This is a genomic window from Citrobacter sp. S46_ASV_140, assembly GCF_018919545.1.
Classification (GTDB): domain Bacteria; phylum Pseudomonadota; class Gammaproteobacteria; order Enterobacterales; family Enterobacteriaceae; genus Citrobacter; species Citrobacter braakii.
In genome coordinates this window covers 49,221-70,447 of record NZ_JAHLRC010000013.1, presented here as the reverse complement: position 1 = coordinate 70,447, position 21,227 = coordinate 49,221, and the positions used below count along the sequence as shown (strand labels likewise).

Sequence of the window (21,227 nt, the reverse complement as noted above, 5' to 3'; positions counted from 1 at the left end):
TATGCTGGGCGTCGATGTCATCAATCTTGCTAACGAGGGATGCCTTTGCTTGTTTGTAGAATCGGATAGTGCAGAAGAAGTGCTCAAACTCTTACAAGCGCACCCGCTTGGCCAAAAGGCCGCGATTATTGGCGAGGTATTAACAATCCCTCAAGCCAAAGTCAGCATGCTTGAACAGGATGGAACCGTATCGACTATAGAGGAGCTCTACGGTGCAGAATTGCCACGACTCTGCTAAGCAATGCGACGCAGTGGAAACCCGGCGTTACCGCATTTGCGGTATCGTCCAGGGGGTAGGATTTCGTCCTTTAGTCCATCGACTGGCTCGCACCTTCGAAGCCACAGGCTGGGTACTTAATGATTCCGAAGGCGTATTGCTGGAGCTACAGGCCACGTCCAGACATATCGCGCAACTCATTGATGAGCTAGTATCTAAACCGCCACCAATGACCCGCATCAATAGTATTGTGGAAGTACCACGAGAAAATTCGGTTCAACAATACGCAGAATTTAGTATCCGTAAAAGCCGTCAGTTGGCGCGGATGGATACTATTATCCCACCAGATTCAAACGTCTGTCAGGATTGCCTTAATGAAATGTCTGACCCGCTAAACCCGAGGTATCGGTACGCTTTTATTAATTGCACCAACTGCGGGCCACGATACTCAATTATCCAGGCAATGCCTTATGATCGTTCACAAACAACAATGCAAGCCTTTGCAATGTGTCCTGCCTGTCAGCGTGAGTATGATGACATCAATAATCGCCGTTATCACGCGCAGCCCAATGCTTGTCCAGAATGCGGACCAAAACTGGACCTAAGGTCTTGCAACGGCGAAACGATAATCACAAACGATATCGTCAAATTTGCCCTAGCAAGGCTACAAGAGGGCGCGATTATTGCGATGAAAAGCCTTGGTGGTTTTCATCTGGTTGTTGATGCGAATAATGAAAATGCCGTTTCGCAACTGCGAAAGCGCAAGCACAGAGATGCCAAAGCTTTTGCTATTATGGTAAGGGATTCAAATCAGGCAGCTCGCATAGCCCGTGTCAGCGCGCATGAAAAAAAAATTCTGGAAAGTGTTGAGCGCCCAATCGTATTACTGCGTAAACGTAAAAATACACTGCCGGAAATCATCGCACCGCATAACCCCAATATTGGTGTCATGCTCCCATCCACACCACTTCAGTATTTAATGCTAGAAGATACCACAATGCCAGCCCTGGTGATGACCAGTGGTAATCTCTCAGGCCATCCAATCGTATTTGATAATACGAGTGCTATTGTGCAGTTGGGTGAAATCGCAGACTATTTTATTCTTAACGATCGTGACATTCATACTCGTGTCGATGATTCCGTTGTCCGTGTCATGACCCATGGTAATAACCTTTCATTCCTTCGGCGCTCACGAGGTTATGCCCCCTATCCTGTACACCTTACTTCCCGGGTTGATCCGATCATCGCTCTTGGCGCAGAACTAAAAACAACTGTGAGTATAGCGAAGGGTAATGAGGTGTTTATGAGCCAGCACATTGGCGATCTCAAAAATGATCTCACGTTTACATCACACCTTACGTGCGTTAATCATCTGCAAAAGCTTCTTAATATTGAGCCGAAGGTTGTGGCTTGCGATCTCCATCCAGCGTTTCGCTCGACGCGTCGTGCACTGGAACAATCGCAACTGCGGGTTATTCAGGTGCAGCATCATCATGCACACATGGCATCGTGCATGGCTGAAAACGGACTCAGTGGAAAAACTATTGGCGTTGTGTTCGACGGTACGGGCTACGGCGTTGATGGCACTATCTGGGGTGGCGAATTTCTTGTAGGGGATACCAGAAGCGTTAAACGTGCAGCACACCTTCGTTATATCGGCCTACCAGGCGGTGATAGCGCGGTTAAAGAACCCATTCGGATTGCTATTTCGTTATTAACGGAAATCTACGGGGAATATATTCCTGAGCTTTCTATTCCTGGCCTACAAACATTGTCGGCTGTCCAGAGGGACGTTTTCGCCAAAATGACTTACCGAAGGATCAATACACCAGTGACCAGCAGTATCGGCCGACTTTTCGATGGCATTTCCGCATTAATGGGCATTTGTACACATATTGAATATGAAGCACAGGCCGCCATTGAATTGGAAGCATTATTGCAGAGCGATCTTCATATGTCGCAACCTTTTTCTTTCTCGATTATCGAGTCAGAAGACCATCTCGAGGTGGATTATCGCCCGATGGTTCATGAGATGATTACAGCATTAACAGTACACTCCCTCGATTTACCTGAATTAAGCAGGCGCTTTCATTCAACTATCGTAGAGATTATTACCGCAGTCTCTACCCGTTTATCTGCCCTTGCCATGACACGGCAAGTTGTACTGAGTGGAGGTGTCTTTTGTAATGCGTTCCTTCTCTACAATGCCCTTGACAGACTGCAAGCGGCCGGACTTAAAGTTTACTGCCATCAACTCGTCCCCACTAATGATGGTGGCATCTCTTTAGGGCAAATTGTCGTTGCATCCAGCCTAAGCCAAACGAATTAACTTAATAATAAGGAAATAGAATATGTGTAATGCCATCCTGAAAGCTGCTGCCGTATTATTTGATATGGACGGTGTGCTTATTGATTCAAATGAAGTGATTGAAAGAGCCTGGCATGAAGCGGCTGCAATGTATGGTAAAACAATATCGGAACAAGAAATTATTAAGCATATTCACGGACAGCCTGGTCCGCATACTATTCGGGCGCTCTTCAGTGACCTACCGCTCGTTGATCAGCAAAAGGTTCAGGCTCATATTATTCATGTTGAAAATACTGCGTCTTATAATCCTATCCCGGGAGTCGCAGAACTTATTACCGTACTGGATGCTTCAGGTATTCAGGTTGGCATTGTAACCAGCGGCTGGCGTGAGAAAATCGACCGTGTGACGGCTATGCTTCAGATTCAGTCCTGCATTTCTGTGATTGTTGAGCGCGATGACGTCGCCCGAGGGAAACCTTTCCCAGACCCTTATCTTCTTGCAGCCGAGCGTTTTTCTATTCCCGCGGAGAAAACAATCGTCTTTGAAGATTCCAAAAGTGGCGTCACGTCTGCTGTTGCAGCTGGAGCTTTTTGCGTCGGGATCGGTAGCGCTGAACTGATTTCCTGCGGAGCTCGGCTTACTATTTCGGACTTTACCGGTGTTGAAGTCATATCACGACTGGATGGAAACATCGCGATTTCATTTTGCCCAGGGCATGTTTTGATGATCGATAAAAAAGACGCATCTCAAGAAACAAAGTAGAGTTAAAAGGGCCATCAATGGAAATCGCGCAAAAAGGACGCTGGGCTGTTACAACATTATTTTTTGTTAATGGATTAGTTACCGGTGCCTGGGCTGTGCAAATTGCCCAACTGGTTTCACGTTTTCACATTACTGATAAAGTAATAGGCCATTTGATACTTATTTTCGGTCTGGGTGCATTATTTATGATGCCGCTATCCGGCATGGCGATGGAAAAATATGGCTCACAACGCATCGTGCGTATTTTTTCCATCGCAGCCTCGCCTGCTCTTATTCCCGTGGGACTCGCACCTGATATCTACCTGTTAACACCGATACTCTTTTTTCTTGGTGCCATGATCGGGGCAATGAACGTTGCGATGAATTCGAATGCAGTTGCCGTCGAGAAAGCCTTATCACGCACAGTGTTATCTTCATGCCACTGTTTTTGGAGCATAGGGCTTTTCACTTCAGGCCTGATTGGGGGGTATCTGGTTAAGCAGTTCGGTTTTCTCACGCACCTTTTTTTGATTGGCACGTTTTCCTTAGCGATAACATTGTCGGTATGCCCACATGTCATCAAAGATAAATCGATAAAAATTAAACGTTCAATTAAAGAAAAACAGCCTCATCATTCGAGCACCATCTACGTTATCGGTGTTATTGCCCTGCTGGCCATGATCCCGGAATGTGCGGTCGTTGACTGGTCGTCACGTTATTTACTGAAAAACCTTAATGCAACTACGGAAACGGCAAGTCTTGCTTTTGCCTGCTTCGCGGGAACCATGGCGATTTTTCGCTTTTTGGGGGATTTCATTCGCAATCGTTTCGATGCCATTTTTGTAATGCGCACATCCAGTCTGGTGGCTGGAATCGGACTGCTGGCAGCGGCAGCGGCAAATAACCCTTGGCAGGCTACCGTTGGTTTTGCTATTGCTGGTATCGGTATCGCCAATCTGGTACCGATTGCTTTTTCCGCGGCCGGAAACCAGCCTGATATCTCAACCAATGCAGGAATGGGTATCGTTACCACCATTGGTTATCTGGGCACGTTGCTGGCACCTGCTCCTGTTGGTCTGGTCGCTGAACTGACGGGATTTCCTGTCGTATATATAGGGATGGCCGCCATGATGGGCGTGATTATGCTGCTTGCCCCTCTCGTTCGGGTAAAACCCTGCGAAACTTGAGGCAAGCTGGATGGGAAAGCCATTAGCAAGCCTGATGTCGCCTAACGCATTGAAAACAAAAAGCCCGCTTAAGTTTCCTTAAGCGGGCTTCTTAAATATGGCTCCTCTGACTGGACTCGAACCAGTGACATACGGATTAACAGTCCGCCGTTCTACCGACTGAACTACAGAGGAATCGTTGTGGAGGCTTATCTTAGCGGCGAAAAAAATTTTGTCAAACCCCATTTCCCCGAATAAGTTTCAATTGATGCTTCTCTCGACAGTTTGTTGCATTTCCAGACATTTTAAATGGAAAAAACTTTGCAGCTTTTTGGTTTCTCCCTCATCATTTGAAATGAGGTTTCAACTTTCTTCTTTAAGGTCCACTTTGAACGTCTCCGCTGCCTTACGCCAGGTCGCTTCCCGCACGCCCTGGTATGCCAAACGCAAGAGTTATAAGGTTCTCTTTTGGCGCGAAATCACTCCGCTTGCGGTCCCCATTTTTCTGGAAAACACCTGTGTGCTGTTGATGGGCGTACTGAGTACCTTCCTTGTTAGCTGGTTGGGAAAAGAAGCAATGGCTGGCGTTGGTCTCGCCGACAGTTTCAACATGGTCATCATGGCGTTTTTTGCCGCCATCGATCTGGGAACCACGGTGGTGGTAGCATTTAGCCTGGGAAAACGAGATCGTCGACGGGCAAGGGCAGCAGCCAGACAATCGCTGGTGATCATGACGATTTTTGCTACCGTGCTGGCAGCGGTCATTCACTATTTTGGTGAACAGATTATTGACGTTGTCGCCGGTGAAGCAACCCCCGATGTTAAGGCCTTGGCACTCACCTATCTGGAACTAACGGTGCTCAGCTACCCGGCGGCAGCCATTGCTTTGATCGGTAGCGGCGCACTCCGCGGAGCCGGAAATACCAAAATTCCGCTGTTGATTAATGGCGGTATGAATATCCTAAATATCATCATCAGCAGCATCCTGATCTACGGGGTCTTTTCCTGGCAAGGGCTGGGATTTGTGGGGGCAGGACTCGGGCTGACCATTTCACGCTACATCGGTGCGTTCGCCATTATCTGGGTGCTGATGATTGGTTTTAATCCGGCGCTGCGTATTCCCTTCAAAAGCTATTTTAAGCCGCTCAATCTCGCCATTATCTGGGAAGTTATGGGGATCGGTATTCCGGCAAGTATTGAGTCAGTGCTATTTAATGGCGGTAAACTGTTAACACAGATGTTTGTCTCCGGCATGGGAACCAGCGTAATTGCCGGAAACTTCATTGCCTTTTCTATCGCCGCGCTCATCAACCTGCCGGGGAATGCTTTAGGCTCCGCGTCGACAATCATTACCGGCAGGCGTCTGGGAAATGGTCAGATTGCCCAAGCGGAAATCCAGTTACGCCATATATTCTGGCTCTCAACAATCGGCTTAACCGCCATCGCCTGGCTAACCGCCCCCTTTGCCGGCGTTATGGCCTCATTTTATACCCACGATCAGGATGTAAAAGAGGTCATAGTCATCCTAATTTGGCTCAACGCAGCGTTTATGCCGATATGGGCAGCATCCTGGGTGCTACCATCAGGGTTTAAGGGCGCACGTGATGTGCGTTTTGCGATGTGGGTATCGATGTTGGGCATGTGGGGCTGTCGCGTTGTGGCGGGTTACACGTTGGGAATCGTATTAGGATGGGGTGTAGTCGGCGTTTGGTTAGGGATGTTCTTCGACTGGGCCTTGCGCGCCGCGTTATTTTACTGGCGTATGGTTACAGGCCGCTGGTTATGGAAATACCCTCGTCCCGAGCGTGAAAAGTGCATAAAACAACCGGTTGCGTCTGAATAAGCGGCGAAATGGGGAATATTTCAGCAAACGATCGCATTTATCTATTCAGGCTTTGACAACGCTGAGTGGCATCGCTAATATTCGCCTCGTTCACACGATTCCTCTGTAGTTCAGTCGGTAGAACGGCGGACTGTTAATCCGTATGTCACTGGTTCGAGTCCAGTCAGAGGAGCCATATTTAAGAAGCCTGCTTAGGAAACTAAGCAGGCTTTTTGCTTTATATCTGATAATCAATCACGGCTTCATCTGGCTCCATCGCCTGGCGCTTGATTTCATCGACGGATAACCCTGCGTTGCATAGCTCAATGAATCGCCAAACGTAGTTGCGCTGCAGTTGCCCGCGTTTCAGGCCCAACCAGACGGTATTTGCATCAAATAAGTGCCGGGTATCCAGACGGGTTAAGCTCCCCTCCTCCTGCTCTCCACTGGATTGTTCTGCCACCAGCCCGATTCCCAGCCCCAGCGACACATAAGTTTTAATTACATCCGAGTCCTGGGCGCTGAGGATAATATCCGGCACTAACCCTTTACGGGCAAATGCCTCATCGATACGGGAACGCCCCGTAATCCCCTGACGATACGTAATTAATGGCCAGTGGGCGATAGATTCCAGTGTGAGAGGAGACGTTTTCACCAAGGGATGATCGTGAGGAACAAGCAGGCTGTGGTGCCAACGGAACCAGGGAAAAGCTACCAACAGCGGATCGCTGCTAAGTCGCTCGCTGGCAATCCCAATGTCTGCCCCACCGTTTTGCAACAGTACGTCAATCTCCTGCGGAGTACCCTGGATCAGTTCCAGACGCACCTCAGGGAAGAGCTCACGAAAGGCTTTAATCACCGCGGGCAGGCTATAGCGTGCCTGTGTATGCGTGGTGGCAATCGTCAGTACACCGGACGTGTCATTGGTAAACAGATCCGCCAGTCTGCGAACGTTGCTGGCCTCATTCAGAATACGCTCGGCAATAACCAGCAAGGCTTTGCCCGGTTCGGTCATGCCCAGCAGGCGTTTACCGCGACGGATAAAAATCTCAATGCCAAGTTCATCTTCAAGTTCACGAATATGTCGGCTGACTCCCGACTGCGAGGTGTACAGTATATTCGCGACTTCCGTCAGGTTGTAATCCTGACGGGCCGCCTCGCGGATTATTTTAAGTTGCTGGAAATTCACTTTTTGCTCCGGGCACATCAGACATTACGCTATTGTTAAAGTCTGATGCCCGGCATAACAAATAATAAAAACCCGCATCTTATTCCTGAAGGGAATAAGGTTTAGCTGACCAGCTGTAGCTCGCGGTTTTCCAGTGCCGGACGGCTTACCAGCGACAACAGGATCTCCTTCACGGCCTGTGCCTGCGGCGATAAGCTCCCTCTGGCTGAGACGTTCAGCGATAACGGCAGATTCATCGACGGGGTTGTTATCCGCGCCATCCAGCCGTTCGCGGCATTACATAATGAACGGGCCGCCGACTCAGGCAACACTGTGACGCCCATCCCACTGGCGATGGCAGCCGTTAAGGTGGCGATAGATTCAATTTCGCCAATCACTTTGGCCGTCAGGCGACGAAGCGAAAAAGCTTCATCTACACGCAGGCGAACTGCGCTGTAATCCCGTGGCAAAAACAGATTCATCTGCGCCACCGCGGCTAAATCGACGCTTTGCCCCGGGCAATCACGCGTCCCGACCAGATACAGATCCTCTTTAAGCAACGGTTGACTGCTGATACCCGCCACGGGAGAGCGCTCGTAGAGCACCGCCATGTCTAAATGCCCGCTGAGCAGCTTGTCATTCAGCACCGCCCCACTGTTTTCATGCAAATAGACCAGCACATCGGGCAGCTCTGCTCGTACTGTCTGTAATAACGGCATAGTGATGGCTGACGCCGCCGTCCCCGGCGCCAGGCCAATAGAGACCTGTCCCCCCAGGGTCTGACCTACGTTATTGACCGCAAGTTGCGCCTGCTCGCACTGGCGTAAAATCGTCCGCGCATGGGCATACAACACTTTTCCCGCTTCCGTCGGTGTAACGCCGCGTTTGGTGCGAATCAGCAGTTGCTGATCCAGTTCGCCTTCCAGCGTAGCAACCTGCTGGCTCAGCGCGGGTTGCGCGATATGCAACACTTCCGCTGCCTGGGTCAGGCTACCAATATCGACGATTTTCACGAAATATTTCAGTCGTCTGAAGTTCATTTTGCCTCCTGTCGGAATACCAGAACCCGTGCTGGCAGTCATTAATTCTGGATTGCAAGATGCTTGCCAGTTTAGCCAGCAGCCGTGTTTTACGGTTAAAACCGCGTAAAGTCAGGCTCAAAGGTGAAGAATGGACTTTTTGCACACCTGAATCTCTCATTCTGGCTGCCCTGGAAGAGGTAGACGCGCACCAGAATGGGGCAAAAGCATAAAAAGACGGAAAGATCGCCGCTTTGCTGATTTTGTCAGCAAACGAACGCACAAATGTATTTCCCCCTTTGACAAGCCTCATCGCCCTCGCTAATATGCGCCTCGTTCAAACGATTCCTCTGTAGTTCAGTCGGTAGAACGGCGGACTGTTAATCCGTATGTCACTGGTTCGAGTCCAGTCAGAGGAGCCAAATTTAAAAAGCCTGCTTAGGAAACTAAGCAGGCTTTTTGCTTTTCTGTTTTTCATTCGTCTTATTTTTCATGTAGCCCTCTGGTGAGGGAGATAATCGTTTTCTCTTCCCGTCTGTCGCGGTAATCTCATAACGGTCGTTAATATATCGACTGCAATGTGTGTAGCCCAATTCAAATACTAATAACTAAAAGACAGTACAGACAGGATAACTATGGATTCCACTCTCACCTCCGCGGGTCCCCAAGAGGACGTCTCTTCGCTTCATCGTGCCCGACGCGCTGCGCTTGGTAGCTTCGCTGGCGCCGTGGTCGATTGGTATGATTTTCTGCTTTATGGCATCACCGCCGCACTGGTCTTTAATCGCGAGTTCTTCCCGCAGGTTAGCCCGGCAATGGGAACACTTGCCGCATTTGCCACCTTTGGCGTCGGATTTTTGTTCCGTCCGTTAGGCGGGGTTATCTTCGGCCACTTTGGCGATCGCCTTGGCCGTAAACGCATGCTGATGCTCACCGTCTGGATGATGGGGATTGCCACAGCGCTGATAGGGATTATTCCTTCTTTTGACACTATTGGCTGGTGGGCCCCTGTGCTGCTGGTGACGCTGCGCGCCATTCAGGGATTCGCCGTTGGTGGTGAATGGGGCGGCGCGGCGTTGCTCTCGGTCGAAAGCGCGCCGAAAAATAAAAAAGCCTTCTACAGCAGTGGCGTTCAGGTCGGTTACGGCGTCGGACTGCTGCTTTCTACCGGTCTGGTCTCACTGATTAGCTCGCAAACCACCGACGAGCAGTTCCTGAGCTGGGGCTGGCGTATTCCGTTCCTGTTCAGCATCGTACTGGTTTTGGGCGCGTTGTGGATGCGTAACAGAATGGATGAATCAGCCGAATTCGAACAGCAGCAACAGACAGCGCAACCAGAGAAAAAGCGGTTACCGGTGGTCGAGGCGTTAATCCGTCATCCGGGCGCATTCTTAAAAATTATCGGCTTGCGCTTATGTGAACTGCTGACGATGTATATCGTCACCGCGTTTGCCCTTAATTATTCTACGCAGAACCTGGGCTTACCCCGCGAGCTGTTTCTGAATATCGGTTTGTTAGTGGGGGGACTGAGCTGTCTGACCATCCCCTGCTTTGCCTGGCTTGCCGACCGCTTTGGTCGACGGCGCGTGTACATTACCGGTGCACTGGTCGGTACGCTGAGCGCCTTCCCGTTCTTTATGGCGCTGGAAGCACAGTCTATTTTCTGGATCGTGTTCTTCGCGATTATGTTGGCCAATATTGCGCACGATATGGTGGTCTGCGTACAGCAGCCTATGTTTACCGGTTTGTTTGGCGCAAGTTATCGCTACAGCGGCGCAGGCGTTGGCTATCAGGTGGCAAGTGTGGTTGGCGGTGGTTTTACCCCCTTCATTGCTGCGGCACTGGTGACATTCTCTGGAGGAGACTGGCACAGCGTGGTCATTTATCTGATGGCCGGGTGTCTTATTTCCGCCGCCACTGCATTGCTGATGCGGGATAAGCAGCACAGTTAAGCCCTGATGCGAAGGTCATTCGGCCTTCGCACAATCTTCCTCAACGTCTGACTTTTGTTTCATATTCCTGTGACATACTATCGGGAGAGCAGTACATCTGTGGAACAAGGAGACAGACATGAACAATAAGGGCTCCAGCCTGACCCCAACTCAGGCACTGGATAAACTGGACGCGCTGTACGAGCAGTCGGTTAAAGCACTGCGTAGCGCCATTGGTAAGTACATTGAAACAGGGACGCTCCCTGACATAATCGCCCGCCATAATGGTCTTTTTGTTTACCCATCGCTTTGTGTCACCTGGGATGGCAGCGCCACCAATCCTCCGAAAACCCGCGCTTATGGCCGTTTTACCCATGCGGGCAGCTATACCACTACGATCACCCGTCCGTCGCTTTTTCGTCCCTATCTTGAAGAACAACTCACGCTGCTGTATCAGGATTATGATGCGCATATCTCCGTCGAACCGTCGCAGCATGAAATCCCTTATCCCTATGTGATCGACGGTTCTGAACTGACGCTCGACCGCTCGATGAGCGCCGGATTAACGCGCCATTTCCCCACTACCGAGTTGTCACAAATTGGCGATGAAACAGCCGATGGTACCTATCATCCGGCGGAATTCTCCCCGCTGTCGCACTTCGACGCCCGACGAGTAGATTTTTCGCTCGCACGACTGCGTCACTACACGGGAACGCCGGTTGAACATTTCCAGCCATTTGTGCTGTTCACCAACTACACCCGCTATGTCGATGAGTTCGTGCGCTGGGGTTGCAGCCAGATCCTCGATCCGAACAGCCCCTATATCGCGCTGTCATGCGCGGGCGGGATCTGGATCACCGCTGAAACGGAAGCTCCGGAAGAGGCCATCTCCGATCTCGCCTGGAAGAAACATCAGATGCCCGCCTGGCATCTAATCACCGCCGACGGTCAGGGGATCACGCTGGTCAATATCGGCGTTGGCCCGTCTAACGCCAAAACCATTTGCGATCATCTGGCCGTCCTGCGCCCTGACGTCTGGCTGATGATTGGACACTGTGGCGGCCTGCGCGAAAGCCAGGCGATTGGCGACTATGTTCTGGCCCACGCTTATCTGCGTGACGACCATGTGCTGGATGCCGTACTACCGCCGGATATTCCGATTCCGAGCATTGCGGAAGTACAACGCGCACTGTATGACGCCACCAAAGAAGTCAGCGGCATGCCCGGCGAAGAGGTGAAACAGCGCCTGCGTACCGGTACCGTCGTCACCACCGACGATCGCAACTGGGAGTTACGCTATTCCGCTTCTGCGCTGCGTTTTAACCTCAGTCGCGCGGTGGCTATTGATATGGAAAGCGCCACTATCGCCGCCCAGGGCTACCGCTTCCGCGTCCCTTACGGCACGCTGCTGTGCGTTTCCGATAAACCGCTGCACGGCGAGATCAAACTGCCTGGTCAGGCCAACCGTTTTTATGAAGGTGCCATTTCCGAGCACCTGCAAATAGGTATCCGGGCAATCGATCGTCTGCGTGCTGAAGGCGATCGACTGCACTCCCGTAAATTACGTACGTTCAACGAACCGCCGTTCCGTTAAGGCCTGAAGGTAACTATGCACAACTCAACTCCTCTTTCCGCTCTGCGCAACCTGCTGTTAGCGCAAGGGCTGGATGGCATGATTGTTCCGCGCGCCGACGCTCACCAAAGCGAAGATTGTACACCGCATGACAATAAGCTGGCCTGGCTGACCGGTTTTAGCGGCTCCGCTGGTCTCGCGTTGGTCCTGCGCGACCGCGCATTAATGTTTGTCGATGGACGCTATCAGGTCCAGGTGCGCAATGAAGTCTCGCTGGATGATTTTGAAATTCACCATTTACATGACGAACCGCTGGCCGACTATTTGCAGTCTCACGTTGCTGCGGGCGCGCGTATCGGTTTTGAACCGTTGCTGATGGTCAACAGCCAGTTTGAAGCACTGTCGGCGACCCATTGCGAGCTGGTGCCTCTTGAGCAAGATCCTTTCGACCAGGTATGGCTTGACCGCCCGGCTGCACCCTGCGGCATCATTCGTGAAATGCCCATTGAAATCAGCGGGGAAAGCAGCACACAAAAACGAACCCGCGTCGTGGATCTGCTCACGCAACAACAGGCCGACGTTCTGGCGATCACGTTGCCGGATAACATTGCCTGGCTGCTGAATGTGCGCGGTTCCGATCTGCCAATGGTGCCAGTGCCGTTTTCGTTCGCCCTGCTCCATCGCAGCGGCGAGCTGGAATGGTTTGTTGATAGCAACAAAACCCAGCAGCTCCCTGCTGCACTGTTGAATACGCTCACGCTGGCCCCACAAGAGAGTTTTCTTGCCCGCTGCCAGCAGTTAGCCAAAGGGAAACGCTTTTTGGTCGATAAAGACTACGCCCCGGTCGCGCTGCGTTTTGCCATTGTAGAACACGGTGGCGAAGTCTTATGGGCACCCGATCCCATCACCTTGATGAAAGCGCACAAGAATGACGTTGAACTGGCGGGCTATCGGGAATGCCATGAACAAGATGGCGCGGCCTGGGTTAACTTTCTGGCATGGCTTACGCATGAAGTTCCCTTGCGCGAAGCGGCAGGCAATCCGGTCACTGAGCTGGAAGCGCAGGCCAGGCAACTGGAATTTCGCCAGCAGCAGCCGGGATTTATCGAGCAAAGCTTCAACACGATTTCGGCCTCAGCCAGCAATGCCGCAATGTGCCATTACCATTCCAGCGAAAAAACCAATACGCCCATTACCTCTCAGGCCATGTATCTGAATGATTCCGGTGGCCAGTACCATAATGGTACGACGGATACAACGCGCACCCTCGCGTTTGGTCCACAGGATCCGCAGCGTCGTCTGCATTACACCGCTGTGTTGAAAGGCTTTTTGTCGCTTATCTCGCTGCAATTTCCCAGCGGCACTCAGGGTCATCAACTGGATGCCTTTAGCCGTCGGGCGCTGTGGGATCTGGGTCTGGATTTTGATCACGGTACGGGACACGGCGTAGGCCATCAGCTCCTGATCCATGAGCAGCCCCATCGCATTGCCAAAAAAGTAAACCCCTGGCCTCTGGTTGCGGGCAATATCATTACCATCGAGCCGGGTTATTATCTGGCCGGAGAATATGGGATCCGTATTGAGAATCAGGTGGAGATTATCAACAGTCGTCCTGGCTTCTGTCGCTTCTCAACGCTGACGCTGGTGCCGATTGATTTAAGTCTGGTTGAACTGCATCTGCTAAGTGAGGCTGAAAAGCAGTGGATTGATGATTACCACCAGCAGGTCAGAGAGACGTTATCCCCACGCGTGAACGCAGAGGCTCGTCCGTGGTTGTTCGCCGCCACTGCGCCGATTCGCGTTCAGGCCAATTAATGCATTAAAAAAGGCAGCCCGCAGGCTGCCTTAATTCTCCCCAACCTTTTACTGCTTAGCTGTGACGGATGTACTCATCCATTTCAGTTTTCAGGTTATCGGACTTAGTACCGAAGATAGCCTGAACACCGGAACCCGCCACTACAACGCCCGCCGCACCCAGTTTCTTCAGGCCAGCCTGATCCACTTTGGCAACGTCAGCGACGCTGACACGCAGACGAGTGATGCACGCATCGAGGTTAGTGATGTTTTCTTTACCGCCGAATGCCGCAACCAGGGCCGGAGCCATTTCGCCGGACGCACCCGCTTTGGTGTCTTCGGTAGCATCTTCACGACCCGGAGTTTTCAGGTCCAGCGCTTTGATCAGCACACGGAAGATGGTGTAGTAAACAATCGCATAACCGATACCGACAATCGGGAACAGCCACAGTTTGCTGCTGTTACCGGACAGAACGATAAAGTCGATCAAACCGTGGGAGAACGACGTACCGTCACGCATACCCAGCAGGATACAGATCGGGAATGCCAGACCAGCCAGAATTGCGTGGATGATGTACAGGATCGGTGCCACGAACATGAACGAGAACTCGATCGGTTCGGTAATACCGGTCAGGAACGAGGTCAGCGCCGCGGAGATCATGATACCGCCCACTTTCGCGCGGTTTTCTGGTTTAGCAGAGTGCCAGATAGCGATAGCGGCAGCCGGCAGACCGTACATTTTGAACAGGAAGCCACCAGACAGTTTGCCCGCAGTCGGGTCACCCGCCATATAGCGAGGGATATCGCCGTGGAATACCTGGCCCGCAGCGTTGGTGTATTCACCGATCTGCATCTGGAATGGAACGTTCCAGATATGGTGCAGACCAAACGGCACCAGGCAGCGTTCAATGAAGCCATAGATACCGAACGCCACGACCGGGTTCTGGTATGCAGCCCACTGGGAAAACGTCTGAATAGCAGTCCCGATCGGCGGCCAAATGAAGGACAGAACCACACCGGTGAAGATAGCGGCCAGACCAGAAATGATAGGAACGAAGCGCTTACCCGCAAAGAAGCCAAGATACTCAGGCAATTTGATACGGTAGAAACGGTTGAACATATACGCTGCAATCGCACCGGAGATAATCCCCCCGAGAACACCCGTATCAGCAAGGTGTTTAGCTGCGATCTCTTCAGCAGGTAAATGCAGAACCAGCGGCGCAACAACAGCCATGGTCTTAACCATAATGCCGTAGGCAACAACGGATGCCAGTGCAGATACGCCGTCGTTATTGGTGAAGCCTAACGCGACACCGATGGCAAAAATCAGCGGCATGTTTGCAAAAACAGAACCGCCTGCTTCTGCCATTACGTGCGATACAACGGCTGGCAGCCAGCTGAAGTTAGCGGAACCGACACCCAGCAGGATACCTGCAATCGGGAGTACGGATACCGGCAGCATCAGCGATTTACCGACCTTTTGCAGGTTAGCAAATGCATTCTTAAACATAATTGAGAGTGCTCCTGAGTATTTGTGCTTTTCTACGTTCTCACGCATTAGCGAGGGGGGAGAACCTCGCCGTGTACAGGGCATCTAAGTACCCTTTATTTATTACACAGAGTAAAATAATTCAGTTTGTTTTTGTTTGACGGCTATCACAATTCAGTCGTGGATGGCCGTAAAATCCGCACATTCCGATAAAATTCGTTTCTGAATGTGTCAAACCGGTTATTCACCGCCCATTTTGAGGCGGTGAACTTTACTCGCTTTGCTTATTAATTACGAGCTTTAAAAAAAGTCAGTTAACGAACGGATTGCAGGCGAGAAGCGTCGATGTGAAAAAGGCGGGCAAAGTTATCAGTGGTTGCCTGCGCCAGTTCTTCAACGGCAACACCTTTCACTACGGCCATATACTCCGCAACGTCACGGGTCATGGCGGGCTGGTTCTCTTTTCCACGATGCGGTACAGGCGCAAGGTAGGGAGAATCCGTCTCAACCAGCAACCTATCCAGAGGAACATAGCGGGCGGCATCACGGAGCTGATCTGCGTTACGGAACGTGACGATGCCGGAAAACGAGATATAAAATCCGAGGTCCAGCAATTTGCCCGCCGTTTCTCTGTCCTCTGTAAAACAGTGTAGTACGCCACCACAATCCGTCACTTTTTCTTCGCGCAGAATAGACAGCGTATCGGCTCGCGCATCGCGGGTATGTACGATAACTGGCTTTTGTAACTCACGGCCAATCTGAATATGATGGATAAAAGATTCCTGCTGGCGCACCTTTGTTTCCGGCGTATAGAAATAGTCCAGCCCGGTTTCCCCCATTGCCACAACACCCTCTTCGGCGGCAAAACGGCGCAGGTCTTCAACATCATAGGCTTCATCCTGATTTAACGGATGCACGCCGCAGGAGAACACCACATTGTCACGTTCACCGACCAGTTCGCGCATACTGCGGTATCCTGGCAGAGTGGTCGCGACGGCAAGACAGAATTTCACATCGCGTGCGGCTGCTTTCGCCAGCACGTCATCCACGTCCTTATGCAGAGATTGATAATCCAGGCCATCAAGATGGCAGTGTGAGTCGACTAAAAACATAATGTCTCTCTCAAAGATGGGGAACAGGCAATACGGTGCCTGGTTGCAGGTAATGCTCAATACGCAGGATAAGATCGGTTAACACCAGTTCACGGTTTACGCCTGTTACGTTCAGCAACTGCTGACGGCAATGACAAACGTCACCGAGTATCGCCTGTATCCGGGCGACGGATAACCGTTCTGCGATAGAAGATATCAGGTCCAGCGCATCAGGATTGGTTAAATGGGAAACCCCATACGGACGCTTCAAGGCATCCGTCAACAACGTTGCCAGCCAGTGTAAACGGGCGGCAGCCTGATCGTGGTTTAACGCCGCGAGCAGGATATACCAGTCACCTGCGTTTAATGTGTTTGCCAGTGCCGCACAAAAATCTGTGCGATGCGCCCAGCTTTCAGCCTGTAACAACGAGAGTGCCGCACCTGGCGAACCCGCGCTCAGGCGTAATGCGCTCAACAGCGCTTCTGGAGATGCGGTCACTTCGCGGGCGAGCCAGGAGATAGCGTACGACTCAGCCGGCGGCGCAAGATGGTGTAACCGGCAGCGGCTGCGCAATGTCGCCAGCAATCGCGCAGGCTCTGTGCTGGCGAGGAAAAACCAGGTTTGTGCCGGCGGTTCTTCCAGCGTTTTTAGCAGGGCATTGGCAGCGGCATCAGTTAACTGGGCGGCATCAGGGATCCACACCACTTTCGCACCGCCAAGGCGTGAATGCTCGTACAGCTTTTCACTCACTTCACGTACCGCATCAACCCCCAGCGTGCTTTTGCCTTTTTCCGGCAGCAGCGAATAGTAATCAGGATGCGTCCCTGCCTGCATCAGCTGACAGCCCCGGCAGTGTCCGCAGCTTTTATGCCCTTCCGGCTGCTGGCACATTAAATAGCGACTGAGCGCGTAAATCAGCGCGTCGTCACCCATTCCGGGTAATGCCTGAATCAGTAACGCATGGTGACCACGACCCGCCTGGTAGCTGGCTACCAGTTTTTCAAAATCTGGTCGTAACCATGGGTACCATTTCATGCGCCCTGCTCCTGCACCCACTGGGTGATGGTATTGCGGATATCAGCCATCACAGCTTCCAGCGGCTGCGTAGCGTCGATGGTACGAATGCTGGCATCTTTGGCAGCCAGTTCAAGATAGCGCGCGCGGGTGCGATTAAAGAAATCGAAAGATTCCTGCTCAATACGATCCAGCTCGCCGCGCGCACGGGCACGTTTCAATCCGACCTCTGGAGTCACGTCCAGATAGAGCGTCAGGTCCGGGCGAAAATCACCGAGCACCGCATCGCGCAAGGTTGCCAGCATGTTTTGATCGATGCCGCGTCCGCCCCCCTGATACGCCTGGGTCGACAAATCGTGACGGTCGCCAATTACCCATGCGCCTTTTGCCAGCGCAGGTTTAATAACGGTTTCGACCAGCTGTACGCGCGCGGCGTAAAACATCAGAACTTCAGCTTTGTCAGTGATGACCTCGTCACCCACCGACTTAATGTCCAGCACCAGACTTCTTAGTTTCTCAGCGAGCTGAGTTCCCCCCGGTTCGCGGGTAAAAACCATGTCACGAATACCGAGTTGCTCAAGTGTCTCTACCACCACGTTACGCGCAGTGGTTTTTCCGGCGCCTTCCAGGCCCTCGATGACGATATAGTTACTGCCCATTTTTTTCCTTAAGCACTTTCAGGTAATCCTGCACGGACCGGTTGTGGCTGGCAAGATTGGTGTTAAACGTGTGACCGCCTTTACCGTCAGCCACGAAATAGAGGTACGGCGTTTTTGCCGGATGCGCCGCGGCCTGCAATGAGGCCTCTCCCGGCATGGCAATCGGGCCAGGCGGCAACCCCGTAATGGTATAGGTGTTATAGGCGGTCGGGGTATCTAAATCCACACGCGACAACTTGCCATTATACCGTGACCCCATCCCGTAAATCACCGTCGGATCGGTCTGTAAACGCATGCCAATCCGTAAGCGGTTAATAAAGACGGAAGCCACCTGGTCACGCTCGCTGGCAACCGCAGTCTCTTTTTCGATAATAGAGGCCATGGTTACCAGCTGATTTTTGTCCTGATAAGGCAGGCCTTCAGCGCGCCCTTCCCAGACGGAGTCTACCGCTTTAACCATTTTCTGATGCGCGCGTTTTAGCAACGCCACGTCGGTTGTATTGGCGGTATACATCCAGGTATCTGGCCAGAACCAGCCTTCTACCCATTGCGGGTTCTCCAGCTTCAGCGCCTGAGCAACGGTCTCGTAATTATCATCGCTCAGCGTATGTTTGATGTACGGGGCGTCGCGCAGCTGCTTGAGGTAGTCGCTCAGACGCATCCCTTCAACCAGACGTAACGGGAACTGCGCCTCTTTACCGCTTTCCAGCAGTTGCAACATGTCCCGCACCGTCATGTCGGGCGTAAAACGGTAGGTTCCGGCTTTAAAATGCGACAGTTCGGGCTCCACACGCAGCAGCCACTGGAACACACGCGGACGATTGATAACGTTGTCCGCATACAACTGTTCACCGAGAGCCAGACGGCCCGTACCCGCTTTCAGCGTAAAAATCGTCTCTTCTTTAATCAATAATTTACTGTCCGCCAGATGGCGAACTTTCCACATTCCCACTCCCGCGGCTATGCCCAGCACAACCAGCAATAACAGGACAACAAGTAACAGTTTTTTCATGACTAATTCGGGTGCTCACAAAGTGGGGCTAAAAAATCGAACAATAAACGTGCAGACAGCAGCGTGTCGCCACAGGTGCGTACGGGAATAACAGGCATTAATGCATTACAGACGACGATTTCATCGGCCTGCATAACCTCTTCCAACCCGGCATACACTTCGACAATGCTGAACGACGATTGTGCCAGCATCCGGATACAGAATTGTCGCATAATGCCGTTCACTCCGGCCTGATCCAGCCGGGGAGTGTAAACCACATCCCCCTTACGCCAGAACAAATTAGCCGCACAGCATTCCGTAACCCATCCCTCACTGTCAAGAACCAGTGCTTCATCAGCTGCCGTCTGCTCAAGATGAGAGCGAATCAACACCTGTTCCAGTCTATTCAGGTGCTTAAGTCCGGCAAGCAACGGATTACGCCCCAGACGCACTGGACTTAACGTCAGCGTTATCCCCTCCTGCCGCCAACGATCGTAATGATCGGGCCGGGCTGAAACAGAGAGAATACGTGTGGCACTGCGACAGTTTGCGCCGCTGTAACCACGGCCACCGCTACCACGGCTGATAATCACTTTTAACACGCCACGCGCATGCCCTTGCGCCAGCATTTTCATTTCACTTTGCAGCTCTGACCAATCTTCGAAAGAGATCAGCAATTTTTGGCAGGCGTCTTGTAAACGCGCAAGATGCGCTGCAAAGAGGCAAATTTCGCCGTCAATAATACGCGCAGTGGTAAAACAGCCATCACCGAATTGGGTCGCTCGATCGCTTGCGGCCAGCATATTCTGCTCGCAGCCATTAATTAAGAACATGGTGGCTCCTTATTTCTGGTCCGCTAGTTTGGCAGGATGAACAACACAGGACAAGGGTGGAAAACCGAATAAAAAAAGGCCCGACAAGCGGACCTTTTTAAATTGCTATCGATGCTAACGCACCACCTGGCAGACTTAAATCTTTTTAAAGATCAAAGAGCCGTTGGTCCCGCCAAAGCCGAAGGAGTTACACAGTGCGTACTCCAGACCACTAACCTGACGCGCTTCGTGAGGTACGAAGTCCAGGTCACAACCTTCATCCGGGTTATCCAGGTTGATGGTTGGCGGAATAGCCTGATCGCGCAGCGCCAGGATAGAGAAAATAGACTCTACCGCGCCCGCCGCACCCAACAGGTGTCCGGTCATGGATTTAGTGGAGCTTACCATTACACGGCTTGCCGCATCGCCAAAGACAGATTTCACTGCCTGGGTTTCGGCTTTATCGCCAGCAGGAGTAGACGTGCCATGCGCGTTGACATAGCCGATCTGACCCGCTTCGATAGCCGCATCGCGTAGTGCGTTGACCATTGCCAGCGCAGCACCCGCACCGTTTTCCGGTGGAGACGTCATGTGGTAAGCATCGCTGCTCATACCAAAACCAACGACTTCAGCATAGATTTTTGCACCGCGCGCTTTCGCATGCTCGTACTCTTCCAGTACCACCATGCCTGCGCCGTCGCCCAGCACAAAGCCATCACGTTCTTTATCCCACGGACGGCTTGCCGCTTGCGGGTTATCATTACGTGTAGACAGCGCACGTGCCGCGCCAAAACCACCCACACCCAGCGGGGTACTGGCTTTTTCTGCACCACCCGCAACCATCGCGTCTGCATCGCCGTATGCAATGATACGTGCTGCATGACCAATGTTATGCACACCTGAGGTACAGGCGGTCGCAATGGAGATGCTTGGCCCTTGCAGGCCGTACATGATGGTCAGGTGACCTGCCACCATGTTAACAATCGTTGACGGAACGAAGAACGGGCTGATCTTACGTGGACCGCCATTCACCAAAGAGGTGTGGTTTTCTTCGATCAATCCGAGACCGCCAATACCAGAGCCGATAGCGGCGCCAATACGGTGAGCGTTCTCTTCCGTAATTTCGAGACCAGAATCCTGCATGGCCTGAACGCCAGCGACAATTCCATATTGAATGAAAGCATCCATCTTACGCTGTTCTTTGCGCGAGATAATGTCTTCACAGTTAAAATCCTTTACTAAGCCAGCAAATTTCGTTGCATAGGCGCTAGTATCGAAATGGTCGATCAGGCTGATGCCACTCTGACCGGCAAGGAGAGCTTTCCAGGTAGACTCTACGGTATTGCCGACAGGAGACAACATGCCCAGTCCGGTCACAACTACACGACGCTTAGACACGGTTGTCCTCCAGGGAGGGAAAATAATTCAAG

General features: G+C 51.9%; 18 protein-coding genes and 3 tRNA genes. 11 read left to right on the top strand and 10 right to left on the bottom strand.

Annotation, left to right across the window (positions count from 1 at the left end; genetic code table 11):
* The 4 genes from KQJ19_RS06315 to KQJ19_RS06300 form a co-directional block, all read left to right on the top strand.
* On the top strand, window positions 1–238 hold a 238-nt coding region (locus tag KQJ19_RS06315), incomplete at its 5' end, for an AIR synthase-related protein (protein WP_253296315.1).
* Complete coding sequence (hypF, locus tag KQJ19_RS06310; protein WP_216403436.1) at window positions 213–2,546, top strand: carbamoyltransferase HypF; 2,334 nt, start codon at window positions 213–215, stop codon at window positions 2,544–2,546. The genes KQJ19_RS06315 and hypF, both read left to right, overlap by 26 nt.
* 22 nt (window positions 2,547–2,568) lie before the next feature.
* Window positions 2,569–3,288 (top strand): HAD family phosphatase, encoded by a 720-nt coding sequence (locus tag KQJ19_RS06305; protein ID WP_216403435.1) that lies wholly within the window; start codon window positions 2,569–2,571, stop codon window positions 3,286–3,288.
* 17 nt (window positions 3,289–3,305) lie between these two features.
* A complete protein-coding gene (locus KQJ19_RS06300; protein ID WP_181635718.1) occupies window positions 3,306–4,454 on the top strand; it encodes an MFS transporter in 1,149 nt (382 codons plus the stop codon).
* A gap of 98 nt (window positions 4,455–4,552) precedes the next feature.
* On the opposite strand, the gene KQJ19_RS06295 is transcribed toward KQJ19_RS06300, so the two are convergent.
* Window positions 4,553–4,628: transfer RNA gene (locus KQJ19_RS06295), tRNA-Asn, on the bottom strand.
* Between the two features lie 160 nt (window positions 4,629–4,788).
* Between KQJ19_RS06295 and KQJ19_RS06290 the strand changes: the two genes are divergently transcribed.
* Together KQJ19_RS06290 and KQJ19_RS06285 are read left to right on the top strand one after the other, a co-directional pair.
* Complete coding sequence (locus KQJ19_RS06290; protein ID WP_346011565.1) at window positions 4,789–6,276, top strand: EmmdR/YeeO family multidrug/toxin efflux MATE transporter; 1,488 nt, start codon at window positions 4,789–4,791, stop codon at window positions 6,274–6,276.
* A 99-nt stretch (window positions 6,277–6,375) separates the two neighbouring features.
* Window positions 6,376–6,451 (top strand) — tRNA-Asn (locus tag KQJ19_RS06285).
* A 42-nt stretch (window positions 6,452–6,493) separates the two neighbouring features.
* Here the strand turns inward: KQJ19_RS06285 and cbl are convergent.
* Window positions 6,494–7,444 (bottom strand): HTH-type transcriptional regulator Cbl, encoded by a 951-nt coding sequence (cbl, locus tag KQJ19_RS06280; RefSeq protein WP_016152661.1) that lies wholly within the window; start codon window positions 7,442–7,444, stop codon window positions 6,494–6,496.
* A gap of 101 nt (window positions 7,445–7,545) precedes the next feature.
* Window positions 7,546–8,463 (bottom strand): nitrogen assimilation transcriptional regulator NAC, encoded by a 918-nt coding sequence (nac, locus tag KQJ19_RS06275; RefSeq protein ID WP_016156200.1) that lies wholly within the window; start codon window positions 8,461–8,463, stop codon window positions 7,546–7,548.
* A 59-nt stretch (window positions 8,464–8,522) separates the two neighbouring features.
* Here nac and KQJ19_RS06270 point away from each other — a divergent pair, with 59 nt between their 5' ends.
* The 5 genes from KQJ19_RS06270 (at window position 8,523) to KQJ19_RS06250 (ending at window position 13,761) form a co-directional block, all read left to right on the top strand.
* Window positions 8,523–8,675, top strand: a complete 153-nt coding sequence (locus KQJ19_RS06270) for a hypothetical protein (protein ID WP_162835199.1) — start codon at window positions 8,523–8,525, stop codon at window positions 8,673–8,675.
* Between the two features lie 113 nt (window positions 8,676–8,788).
* Window positions 8,789–8,864, top strand: a tRNA-Asn gene (locus KQJ19_RS06265).
* A gap of 213 nt (window positions 8,865–9,077) precedes the next feature.
* Window positions 9,078–10,394 carry a shikimate transporter gene (gene shiA / locus KQJ19_RS06260; RefSeq protein WP_216403433.1) on the top strand — a complete coding sequence of 439 codons (1,317 nt, stop codon included), beginning with the start codon at window positions 9,078–9,080 and terminating at the stop codon, window positions 10,392–10,394.
* Window positions 10,395–10,512: 118 nt separating this feature from the next.
* A complete protein-coding gene (locus KQJ19_RS06255) occupies window positions 10,513–11,967 on the top strand; it encodes an AMP nucleosidase (RefSeq protein WP_016152657.1) in 1,455 nt (484 codons plus the stop codon).
* Between the two features lie 15 nt (window positions 11,968–11,982).
* Window positions 11,983–13,761: an aminopeptidase P family protein gene (locus tag KQJ19_RS06250; protein WP_103766140.1), complete on the top strand. Its 1,779-nt coding sequence runs from the start codon at window positions 11,983–11,985 to the stop codon at window positions 13,759–13,761.
* Window positions 13,762–13,816: 55 nt separating this feature from the next.
* On the opposite strand, the gene ptsG is transcribed toward KQJ19_RS06250, so the two are convergent.
* The 7 genes from ptsG to fabF all read right to left on the bottom strand — a co-directional run bounded on the left by ptsG (window position 13,817) and on the right by fabF (window position 21,195).
* On the bottom strand, window positions 13,817–15,250 hold the full coding sequence (gene ptsG / locus KQJ19_RS06245; RefSeq protein WP_016152655.1) for a PTS glucose transporter subunit IIBC: 1,434 nt from the start codon (window positions 15,248–15,250) through the stop codon (window positions 13,817–13,819).
* Window positions 15,251–15,543: 293 nt separating this feature from the next.
* Window positions 15,544–16,341 carry a metal-dependent hydrolase gene (locus KQJ19_RS06240; RefSeq protein ID WP_016156196.1) on the bottom strand — a complete coding sequence of 266 codons (798 nt, stop codon included), beginning with the start codon at window positions 16,339–16,341 and terminating at the stop codon, window positions 15,544–15,546.
* A 10-nt stretch (window positions 16,342–16,351) separates the two neighbouring features.
* Window positions 16,352–17,356, bottom strand: a complete 1,005-nt coding sequence (gene holB / locus KQJ19_RS06235; protein ID WP_016152653.1) for a DNA polymerase III subunit delta' — start codon at window positions 17,354–17,356, stop codon at window positions 16,352–16,354.
* The gene (gene tmk / locus KQJ19_RS06230) at window positions 17,353–17,994 is read right to left on the bottom strand and encodes a dTMP kinase (RefSeq protein ID WP_016156195.1); all 642 of its coding nucleotides are present in this window, start codon (window positions 17,992–17,994) and stop codon (window positions 17,353–17,355) included. Before tmk ends, holB begins: the two co-directional genes overlap by 4 nt.
* The gene (yceG, locus tag KQJ19_RS06225; protein ID WP_019076480.1) at window positions 17,984–19,006 is read right to left on the bottom strand and encodes a cell division protein YceG; all 1,023 of its coding nucleotides are present in this window, start codon (window positions 19,004–19,006) and stop codon (window positions 17,984–17,986) included. Before yceG ends, tmk begins: the two co-directional genes overlap by 11 nt.
* A 2-nt stretch (window positions 19,007–19,008) precedes the next feature.
* On the bottom strand, window positions 19,009–19,818 hold the full coding sequence (pabC, locus tag KQJ19_RS06220) for an aminodeoxychorismate lyase (protein ID WP_216403432.1): 810 nt from the start codon (window positions 19,816–19,818) through the stop codon (window positions 19,009–19,011).
* Between the two features lie 135 nt (window positions 19,819–19,953).
* Complete coding sequence (fabF, locus tag KQJ19_RS06215; RefSeq protein ID WP_003036260.1) at window positions 19,954–21,195, bottom strand: beta-ketoacyl-ACP synthase II; 1,242 nt, start codon at window positions 21,193–21,195, stop codon at window positions 19,954–19,956.
* Window positions 21,196–21,227: the final 32 nt, after the last annotated feature.

What these genes read in the sequence shown, in the direction of transcription:
- KQJ19_RS06240 (WP_016156196.1), bottom strand. Translation starts at nt 16,341, where the DNA reads ATGTTTTTAGTCGACTCACACTGCCATCTTGATGGCCTGGATTATCAA.
- tmk (WP_016156195.1), bottom strand. Translation starts at nt 17,994, where the DNA reads ATGGGCAGTAACTATATCGTCATCGAGGGCCTGGAAGGCGCCGGAAAA.
- KQJ19_RS06305 (WP_216403435.1), top strand. Translation starts at nt 2,569, where the DNA reads ATGTGTAATGCCATCCTGAAAGCTGCTGCCGTATTATTTGATATGGAC.
- KQJ19_RS06255 (WP_016152657.1), top strand. Translation starts at nt 10,513, where the DNA reads ATGAACAATAAGGGCTCCAGCCTGACCCCAACTCAGGCACTGGATAAA.
- yceG (WP_019076480.1), bottom strand. Translation starts at nt 19,006, where the DNA reads ATGAAAAAACTGTTACTTGTTGTCCTGTTATTGCTGGTTGTGCTGGGC.
- KQJ19_RS06250 (WP_103766140.1), top strand. Translation starts at nt 11,983, where the DNA reads ATGCACAACTCAACTCCTCTTTCCGCTCTGCGCAACCTGCTGTTAGCG.
- ptsG (WP_016152655.1), bottom strand. Translation starts at nt 15,250, where the DNA reads ATGTTTAAGAATGCATTTGCTAACCTGCAAAAGGTCGGTAAATCGCTG.
- nac (WP_016156200.1), bottom strand. Translation starts at nt 8,463, where the DNA reads ATGAACTTCAGACGACTGAAATATTTCGTGAAAATCGTCGATATTGGT.
- KQJ19_RS06300 (WP_181635718.1), top strand. Translation starts at nt 3,306, where the DNA reads ATGGAAATCGCGCAAAAAGGACGCTGGGCTGTTACAACATTATTTTTT.
- shiA (WP_216403433.1), top strand. Translation starts at nt 9,078, where the DNA reads ATGGATTCCACTCTCACCTCCGCGGGTCCCCAAGAGGACGTCTCTTCG.
- pabC (WP_216403432.1), bottom strand. Translation starts at nt 19,818, where the DNA reads ATGTTCTTAATTAATGGCTGCGAGCAGAATATGCTGGCCGCAAGCGAT.
- KQJ19_RS06270 (WP_162835199.1), top strand. Translation starts at nt 8,523, where the DNA reads ATGCTTGCCAGTTTAGCCAGCAGCCGTGTTTTACGGTTAAAACCGCGT.
- KQJ19_RS06290 (WP_346011565.1), top strand. Translation starts at nt 4,789, where the DNA reads ATGAGGTTTCAACTTTCTTCTTTAAGGTCCACTTTGAACGTCTCCGCT.
- holB (WP_016152653.1), bottom strand. Translation starts at nt 17,356, where the DNA reads ATGAAATGGTACCCATGGTTACGACCAGATTTTGAAAAACTGGTAGCC.